The organism is Anabaenopsis sp. FSS-46, assembly GCF_029891665.1.
Classification (GTDB): Bacteria; Cyanobacteriota; Cyanobacteriia; order Cyanobacteriales; family Nostocaceae; genus Anabaenopsis; species Anabaenopsis arnoldii.
The window spans coordinates 1-5,719 of sequence record NZ_JANQDG010000098.1 but is presented as its reverse complement, the minus strand read 5'-3'; the positions used below and the strand labels follow the sequence as shown (position 1 = coordinate 5,719).

General features: G+C 42.9%; 6 protein-coding genes. 3 read left to right on the top strand and 3 right to left on the bottom strand.

Annotated features, from left to right (window positions below; all coding sequences use genetic code 11):
* Nucleotides 1-784: type ISP restriction/modification enzyme (locus NWP21_RS11390; protein ID WP_348519774.1), on the top strand; the 784-nt coding region annotated here is incomplete at its 5' end.
* Nucleotides 785-868: 84 nt separating this feature from the next.
* Here the strand turns inward: NWP21_RS11390 and bioF are convergent.
* The 3 genes from bioF to NWP21_RS11375 all read right to left on the bottom strand — a co-directional run bounded on the left by bioF (nt 869) and on the right by NWP21_RS11375 (nt 3,522).
* Nucleotides 869-2,044: an 8-amino-7-oxononanoate synthase gene (gene bioF, locus NWP21_RS11385; RefSeq protein ID WP_280792784.1), complete on the bottom strand. Its 1,176-nt coding sequence runs from the start codon at nt 2,042-2,044 to the stop codon at nt 869-871.
* Between the two features lie 84 nt (nt 2,045-2,128).
* Entirely contained in the window at nt 2,129-2,776 is a 648-nt protein-coding gene (ruvA, locus tag NWP21_RS11380) for a Holliday junction branch migration protein RuvA (protein WP_280792783.1), read from the bottom strand.
* Complete coding sequence (locus tag NWP21_RS11375; RefSeq protein WP_280792782.1) at nt 2,773-3,522, bottom strand: sucrose-phosphate phosphatase; 750 nt, start codon at nt 3,520-3,522, stop codon at nt 2,773-2,775. The genes ruvA and NWP21_RS11375 overlap by 4 nt, the downstream gene beginning before the upstream one ends.
* A 607-nt stretch (nt 3,523-4,129) precedes the next feature.
* Here NWP21_RS11375 and recA point away from each other — a divergent pair.
* Together recA and NWP21_RS11365 are read left to right on the top strand one after the other, a co-directional pair.
* On the top strand, nt 4,130-5,203 hold the full coding sequence (gene recA / locus NWP21_RS11370) for a recombinase RecA (protein ID WP_280792781.1): 1,074 nt from the start codon (nt 4,130-4,132) through the stop codon (nt 5,201-5,203).
* Nucleotides 5,204-5,369: 166 nt separating this feature from the next.
* Complete coding sequence (locus tag NWP21_RS11365; RefSeq protein WP_280792780.1) at nt 5,370-5,531, top strand: metallothionein; 162 nt, start codon at nt 5,370-5,372, stop codon at nt 5,529-5,531.
* Nucleotides 5,532-5,719: the final 188 nt, after the last annotated feature.

Here is a 5,719-nt window from a genome sequence, read left to right as displayed (position 1 = left end):
ACATTTAAACAGAATGCCTTCGTATTGGTTTACTATACATAATAGTAATGACTTAGAAAATAAATATATTGCTTTCTCAGCTATTGGTTCAAGTAAATATTTTCACTGTCTTAGTTCAAATGTACTAATTGATTTACACCTAACAGGTGATTCCCAATGTCTCCCCCTGTACAGATACGACCAAGAAGGAAAGCGCATAGATAACATCACTGACTGGGGACTAGAACAAATTCACACCCATTACCAAGACACAACAATTACTAAAATAGATATCTTTCACTACACCTATGGGGTGCTACATAACCCAGAGTACCGCCAAAAATACGAACTCAATTTAAAACGAGACTTCCCCCGGTTACCTTTATATGATAACTTTCCCCAATGGGTGGACTGGGGAAAACAACTCATGGATTTACATATCAACTATGAAACGGTTACACCCTACAAACTCAGTCGGGTTGATATTCCCTTAAAGGGTAACCAAACCACACCCAAGGTGAAGTTAAAAGCTGATAAAACCAAGGGAAGTATTATCTTAGATGATGTGACCACATTACAAGGTGTACCTAGTGTAGCATGGGAATATATGCTGGGCAATCGTTGCGCTTTGGAGTGGATTTTAGATCAATATAAAGAGAAGAAACCCAAAGACCCGACTATTGCAGAAAAATTCAACACTTACCGGTTTGCAGACTACAAAGAACAGGTGATAGATTTGTTGATGCGGGTGTGTAGGGTGAGTGTGGAAACCATGAATATTGTTAATCAGATGTCGGGTGGTTAAGATCCCCGACTTTTCACATGGATAATTTAACTAGAAGTCGGGGATCTGTGTGTGGGGATGGTAAGGCGATGTTAAAGGCGATCGCTAGATATTCTCAATAACCTTACTTAAAACAGAAACTAATTTTTCTATATGTTCTAATTCATGACTGGCCATGAGAGATATTCTGATGCGGCTAGTGGGAACAGTGGGGGGACGAATTGCGGGCGCAAAAATACCTTTGCTTTTTAACTGTTGACCAACCCTCAAGGCTACAGCTGCACTAGGTAACTGTATACATATGATAGCCGATGCTGTGGGTAGTATTTTCAGGTGTGGTAATTTTGCGGATAGTAAATGTTTTAAATAATCTACATTCCGCCACAGTTGCGCCAGGCGTTGGGGTTCTTGTTGGACTATTGTAATGGCTGCTAAGGCTGCAGCGGTGTCTGGGGGTGAAAGGGCGGTGGTATAAATCCAAGTAGGGGCGCGATTGCGTAAGTAGTCAATGAGGGTGGCGCTTCCGGCGACATAGCCCCCTAAACTCCCCAGGGCTTTGCTTAATGTGCCAATTTGAATTAAATTTCTACCTGTACAGTTAAAGTGTTCTAGGCACCCAGCGCCGGTTTTCCCTAGTACTGCAGTACTATGGGCTTCGTCTACTAGGAGCATAGAGTTAAACTGCTCTGCTATATCTAATAATTCTGGTAAAGGACATAGGTCACCATCCATACTAAAGACGCTATCAGTAATGATCAAACAGCGGCGGTAGTTGTGGCGGTGCTGAACTAATTGGGTTTTTAAGGCTGTAATGTCACAGTGGGGATATTCTTTGAAGTCAGCACCGCTGAGAATTGCGCCATTTTTGAGACTGGAATGATTATACTGGTCTGATAATATTAGATCACGTTTACCGACTACAGCGGCGATCGCACCTAAATTCGCTAGATAGCCAGAACTGAATAATAGTGTGTCTTCTGTTTGTTTCCAAGAAGCGATCGCCGTTTCTAATTCTCTGTGTATTTCCCTATGTCCACTGAGTAACCGGGAACCAGTGGAACCAGTCCCCCATTGTTGCACCGCAGTGATGGCGGCTTGGCTCAAGCGTTCATCCCCAGCCAAGCCCAAGTAGTCATTACTAGCAAAATTAATCACCTCTTCCCCCGCCAACAGCACAGTTGCACTGGGGCGACCCTGGATAGTTTGCACTGAACGATACCAGTTAGCCTTGTGAATAGTGGCTAAAGATGATTCTATCCAGTTGTAAGGGTCTGGAGACATAAATACAGATGACCGATAACTTACTTAACTCCCCTCCCCGTGCAGGGGGATGGGTTGGGGGTTCACAGGGGTAGGAGAATCATATCATAACTGGTGAGTGATTGCCTCACCACTGCTTAGATGGGCGATCGCTTGTTTAATCCAGTCTTCCACATAAGCATCTTTTGTCAGTCCAATATCTTCACTGACTACGTGTAAAGCGTGACTAACTTCGTTGGGAGTATATCCCAAGGCGAAAAGAGTCATTTGCACATCTTTTAAAATCCCTGGTGCTGGTCCACCGGTAGCCACAAAAAATCCTGCTGATTTGCGCCACTCAATTAACTTGGCTTTCAATTCTAAACAGAGGCGTTCTGCGGTCTTTTTGCCCACCCCAGGGGTTTGAATTAACATTTGGACATTAGTAGCAATAATGGCTTGCACTAAATCTGGTAATTCCAAAGTGTCCAACAGGGCGATCGCTAAAGCCGCACCAATACCGCTGACACTGAGCAAGTGGCGGAACAAGTCACGTTCCGCAGGGGAACCAAAGCCGTAGAGGAAGGGTACCTCATCCCGAATTTGCACGTGGGTAAAGATTTGTACCACTGCTCCCGAATCTGGTAACTGCTGTGATAGCCGTTGGGGAATTTGTAAATCATACCCCAAACCATTAACCTCAAGAGTCAAGATGAAGCGACCCCCGCCCACTGTTTGAATACCAGCGACAATCCCTTTAAGATAGCTAATCATTGTAAGAACCTAAAATATTTTAATCCTTCCATAATTCCACCGGCACAAGCACTTTGTGCTAGATAACGATGGTCAGCGGGATACTCTTTGTACCACTGGAGTAATTCCCCCCGCGCATTCCCGACGATAATTCCCCTCTCTTCACCCACAGCGAATAATGCAATATCATTACCTGAATCACCACACACAACTGTTCTTTGTGCTGCAAATTTCCACTTTTGACGGAGAAACTGCATTGCTTGACCTTTGTCACTGTTAATGGGCAAAATGTCAAGGTCAATGCCGCTACTATAGATTAACTTAATATTTAGTTGAGAATTAACCAACTCCGCCTCTAGTTGGGGTAAGATGGTGGGGGCAAATTCTTCGGGAAGGAAGCAGCTGACCTTAAAAGCCCGTTGTTCTGAGTCTGGTTGCAGCACCAACTCAGGAAAAGACTTGACAATCTTAAATACTAGCTCTTTGTCCCACCCAGCACAGAGGATTTCTGACCAGCCCTCATCTGGGGTCTCCTGACCATCGAGATAAATTTCTGTACCTACGGACAGAATTAAAGCATCCGGTGTCATGAGATTTTTTTCTTGCTGGAGTTCACGGTAAAGAATAGGCGATCGCCCTGTGGCATAAACTATTTTAGTACCATATTCTTGACGATGTTGGGTCAGTGATTGGGTCAGTGCTGCTAAGGCGTTGTCATCCCCTACAAAGGTATTATCTAAGTCGGTGACGAAAAGAAACGGTTTCATGATGTTGATGTACCCTAAGTTAGTAGTTGCAAAAGTCCCTGGTTAAGTTTTCCTCTTGATGAGCAAACAGCAAAGATCAATTCTTGGCAATGGCTCGTGAGTTAATTTACCAGATTTCGACTCTGATATATTTCTACTGGTAGTTACTACAAGAACTTTGACTATTAACCGGAAAAACTCAAATTGCTGAAAAATTACTTAATCATAGGTTGTTGGGGTATACCCATAGGTAGCCAGACCTATACTGAGTGTGGGGATAACTGGCGTGAAAAGTTTGAGTATTGATAGCAACCGCCAAAGAGGTGAGGAGAAAAACAAATAGGGAGTTTCCACCCTGTTCCCTATTTCCTTAAGGTAACTGAAATGGCGATCGCTCAATTATGGGATGATTTCCTGTTCTCTATGAGTATGTATATAGTTATATATATATCCTAAAAATATGTAGTATTACTAGCCTCATTTCCAGTCGTTCAGGTTACCATGTGGACACCTTTGTTTTTTCAAACTGTAAAAGAGAATTTTCTGGTTAAAATAGTATATCTGTTCTACTGAAACTCCCATCCCCAGATACCTGAAATCAATATAGTTCGTATATTTAGAGGCAAGAATGGCTACCAACACCAATAATTCTGGCAAGGAAAAAGCATTAAATATAGTACTCAACCAGATTGAGCGCAGTTTCGGTAAAGGAGCAATCATGCGCCTGGGTGATGCTACGCAGATGCGAGTAGAGACAATTTCTACAGGGGCCCTCACCTTAGATTTAGCGTTGGGTGGAGGTTTACCTAAAGGACGGGTAATTGAAATTTACGGACCAGAAAGTTCCGGTAAAACTACCGTAGCACTACATGCGATCGCGGAAGTGCAAAAACAAGATGGTATAGCCGCCTTTGTTGATGCTGAACACGCCCTAGACCCCACCTATGCTGCTGCTTTGGGTGTAGATATTGATAATTTGCTAGTTTCTCAGCCTGATACTGGGGAATCGGCCTTGGAAATTGTTGATCAGCTGGTGCGCTCCGCCGCCGTTGATATTGTCGTCATTGACTCAGTAGCCGCACTAGTTCCCCGTGCGGAAATTGAAGGGGATATGGGTGATACCCACGTTGGTTTACAGGCACGACTGATGAGCCAAGCTCTACGTAAAATTACTGGAAATATAGGTAAATCTGGATGCACAGTTATTTTTATTAACCAGTTGCGGCAAAAAATTGGGATCACCTACGGTAGCCCAGAAACCACCACTGGCGGTAACGCCTTAAAATTTTATGCCTCCGTACGTCTGGATATTCGCCGCATACAAACCTTGAAAAAAGGCACTGAAGAATTTGGTAACCGGGTCAAAGTGAAAGTTGCTAAAAATAAAGTTGCTCCGCCGTTTAGAGTCGCGGAATTTGACATTATATTTGGTAAGGGAGTTTCTACCTTGGGTTGTCTGGTGGACTTAGCAGAAGAAACAGGGGTTATTATTCGCAAGGGAGCCTGGTACAGTTACAACGGTGAGAATATTTCCCAAGGTCGAGATAATGCGATCAAGTATCTCGAAGAAAAGCCGGAATTTGTGCAACAAATCAAGGAACTGGTACGTCAAAAGTTGGATATGGGGGCTGTTGTTTCTGCTAATTCAGTGTCCAAGGCTAATGAGGAAGAAGATGATGACAATGAGTTAGAGGAAGAATAATCAACATTCCACCCAAAGCCTTTTTATTATAGATGTAGTGCGGGCATTTTCTTCTTGCCCGCTATGAGTAGTAAAACCTTAATTTTGCCGATACCTATAGATAATACTTGAATATCTGCTCAGATGTTGTAGTATAGATAATTATTCGGTACTAATGGAGAGAACTATGACTACCGTCACTAAAATGAAGTGCGCCTGTCCCAACTGCTTATGTATAGTCTCCCTTGAGGAAGCTATTAAAAAAGAGGGTAAATATTATTGTTCTGAGGGCTGTGCTGAAGGTCATAAAACCATCAAAGGCTGTGGACATAATGGCTGCGGCTGTTAATTAAACAATGGGTTTGTTCCCCCTCCCCTTGATGAGGCTATCCATTACCCACATTTTTCTTAACAATCTTGAAACATTTATGTGGCAACGGTTTCAACGCTTGAAAATTTCCCTACTCTTGACAAAATGTACCTTATTCTTATTGATAAAAACCTTATTTTATTGATAATCATCAACGGAGGATTAAG

Excerpts from the sequence above, each read along its gene's own strand:
- bioF (WP_280792784.1), bottom strand. The coding sequence starts at position 2,044 with ATGTCTCCAGACCCTTACAACTGGATAGAATCATCTTTAGCCACTATT.
- ruvA (WP_280792783.1), bottom strand. The coding sequence starts at position 2,776 with ATGATTAGCTATCTTAAAGGGATTGTCGCTGGTATTCAAACAGTGGGC.
- NWP21_RS11375 (WP_280792782.1), bottom strand. The coding sequence starts at position 3,522 with ATGAAACCGTTTCTTTTCGTCACCGACTTAGATAATACCTTTGTAGGG.
- recA (WP_280792781.1), top strand. The coding sequence starts at position 4,130 with ATGGCTACCAACACCAATAATTCTGGCAAGGAAAAAGCATTAAATATA.
- NWP21_RS11365 (WP_280792780.1), top strand. The coding sequence starts at position 5,370 with ATGACTACCGTCACTAAAATGAAGTGCGCCTGTCCCAACTGCTTATGT.